Origin of the sequence: Paraburkholderia piptadeniae (genome assembly GCF_900007165.1) — a bacterium.
Classification (GTDB): Bacteria; Pseudomonadota; Gammaproteobacteria; order Burkholderiales; family Burkholderiaceae; genus Paraburkholderia; species Paraburkholderia piptadeniae.
Window position 1 is genome coordinate 1 of the sequence record NZ_CYGY02000185.1, and the last position, 2,075, is coordinate 2,075.

The window sequence follows — 2,075 nt, forward strand, 5'->3', positions numbered from 1 at the left end:
GATCCGTGCCACTCGAACGCCGTCGTCTAAAGCGCGAGAGCACGGAGCCCTGAGTGCACTTTGTCTCGCTACGCCGACATTCAAACCCGACAACTGAGCCGGGTCTGTCGCTGTAACGACAAAACGAGACGACCGCCAGACACAGGGGACTCGGCCCTAGGTTCTTGGCGCATGACGGATCCCTCGTTGCGCCGCGCGATGAAGCAAGCCGGAACGTCCGGCGTGCAGACGGCGGCTCGCGACGCTAGGCGCCGGAATCACTCGGCGGTGACTGCGAAGTTCTTGGACGCGAAGCTAAGGCCGCCCGACGACGAGGTGATCTCGAAGCCATACTGCAGGTCGCCGATCATGACGTCATCGAAATAGTTCAGAGATTTCAGGTACTTCATGATAGCCAGCACATCGACCGTGGTGTTGTCGGTCTTGGTCGTGCGCAGGAACGAATAGACCGTGTTGCTGCCATTGCTGCCCACGTAGACGTTCCAGGTGCTACCGGACAGCGAGACGTTGCTGTGAAGCGGGATCGCGCAACCGGCGGACGTCCAGTTGTAAGAGATCGGCTTGACATTGCCGCAACCCGCCGCGGTTCCGGTGTAGTTCAGCCAGACCATGATCTCGTGCGCATTGCTGCCGGCCCATATGTCGAAGGTCGACTCCCAGGCACCATCGGAAGGCGTAGTAGCCGAGACCGTCGCGCTCAGCTTGCTCAGTGAACTGATGGTTTTGTTGACCGAGTAACCGATGTGCGGATAAGACTTGATACCGCTGGTGTTAGGCTGATCTGAAGTGACGCCCCAGTCGAGGTTGGTGTTGGCCCAGATGGTCTGCGCACCCGCTGCGACATTGCTGCAGGGCGACCAAACGTCATTGTTGATGGTGTAGCTGCCGTAGGTCCACGACGCGAAAAGGTCGGTCGACGAGCAGGACGAGGTCGCGGGGGAAGATGCAGACCAAGTCGCGGCCTTTGCGCCGGTGACGCCGAGCATCAGGGTGGCGGCGGCACAGCTGGCCAGGATCGAGATTCGGGGCATGGTATTGCTGTCTCCTGTCGGGTGGATGGGTCCGTCGGAATCAGTGGAGGCAAGCGACTTAGGCAGCACTCCGATCCAGACAGAAACGCTGCGTGGGCGAGAAGTTCGCCCGACGCTGTTGTCTTGATCTGCTCCGTTGCGATCATGTGAGCAGCCACTGGATGCCACCATGCAGGACACATGCACACGGGACATTCTTATCCGAGCATGGCCTTCTACGCCGCTTGATCGCGCGTTGGTCCTTTTCAATGACATGGGCTTCCTGCGCAGCCACATTGGCACCACGTTTATCGATCGTCACCGTCCCGGGTTCGCCATTCTGAGCGATCGATTTTTCGAAATACTGCCGTGCCACGGTCTTAGCTCAATGTGGGCCCGCAACAGAAAATCGATGATGTGGCTGGCTATGTCGACGGCGCGATACAGGTATTTCCATTGACCCTTAACGTTGATATAAATCTCATCGACGCGTCAGGTCTTGCCGACGGGGGCGTTCGTGACGGTGAAACGCTTCCCCTCGCGTCGGCAGAAGCTTGAGCACCCAACAATGTGCGGTTGAATGATCCACAGAGATGCCTCGTTCCGCGATCAATTCTTCGAGGTTCCGCAGGTACCGGCGCACGCACGCCACGATTACATCAAACGGAGCGGACCACGTCCGGATTCATCTTGATCGAGTTTTAGCTGTTCATCCTTCTGTACCCGGCGTCTCAGAGAGCTGTTCCAGATGATTAGCTGTTTGCTGGTTTCCGACCTGGACAATCTGATCCTCAGCGTAAACCTTCACCGCATTCCATCCCGGCCTCAACTCTGCCGTACACCGCTTCCGACTCCAGGCTTGCACCAGCGGCGTCGATCAAACGGGAACATAAAGTAGTCACTCACGGTAAGCGGTTCGGGCTGGTCTCGGAGGCCAACTTCCGGCCACTCATCTTTTTTCGGCCAGTACGCCGTGCGAAAAATCGTGTCCCAGATCGTCGTAAAGAACCCATAGTTCCGGCGTCGGTGATGCAGTTCCAACGAGTGGTGAATACGGTGGAACTT

The 2,075-nt window shown here is 57.9% G+C and carries 2 protein-coding genes and 1 pseudogene; all 3 read right to left on the bottom strand.

What is annotated here, in order from left to right; all coding sequences use genetic code 11:
- Window positions 1-257: 257 nt before the first annotated feature.
- The gene (locus tag BN2476_RS44220) at window positions 258-1,031 is read right to left on the bottom strand and encodes a GH12 family glycosyl hydrolase domain-containing protein (RefSeq protein ID WP_087740400.1); all 774 of its coding nucleotides are present in this window, start codon (window positions 1,029-1,031) and stop codon (window positions 258-260) included.
- A 104-nt stretch (window positions 1,032-1,135) separates the two neighbouring features.
- Window positions 1,136-1,695: pseudogene (locus tag BN2476_RS44225) on the bottom strand (DDE-type integrase/transposase/recombinase); the annotation flags it as partial.
- Window positions 1,696-1,835: 140 nt separating this feature from the next.
- Window positions 1,836-2,075, bottom strand: a 240-nt coding sequence (locus BN2476_RS49170; protein WP_143811238.1) for a sterol desaturase family protein, incomplete at its 5' end; no start/stop codon positions are given.

Excerpts from the sequence above, each read along its gene's own strand:
- BN2476_RS44220 (WP_087740400.1), bottom strand. The coding sequence starts at position 1,031 with ATGCCCCGAATCTCGATCCTGGCCAGCTGTGCCGCCGCCACCCTGATG.